The organism is Pseudomonas sp. AC463 (assembly GCF_979253585.1).
Map to the genome: position 1 here is coordinate 1 of NZ_CEEDDZ010000733.1, position 263 is coordinate 263.

Consider the following 263-nt stretch of genomic DNA (forward strand, 5'->3'; position numbering starts at 1 on the left):
GGGGTGGCCTGATGGTCAGTTGCGAGGGAGACGGCGCGGGGGCGTGCATCGACGATGCGGTACTGGCGCTGGTGTCTGGCAATACCGGCAGCGGGCGGCAGGCGATCACGCCGAACTTCTACAACGCGGCCTTCGACCTGACGGTGGGGGCGGGGCAGACCGTCAGCCTGTTGAACTACGCGTTCCTGGCGCGGGACATCGACGGGCCGCTGGCGAGCGACGTGGCGCTGGCGACGCGGCGCGGGTTGTCGCTGGTGGCGCGG

At 71.1% G+C, this 263-nt stretch carries 1 protein-coding gene; it reads left to right on the forward strand.

From position 1 onward, the window contains the following. Positions 1–263, forward strand: a 263-nt coding sequence (locus AC0IYH_RS32145; RefSeq protein ID WP_471838364.1) for a hypothetical protein, incomplete at both ends; no start/stop codon positions are given.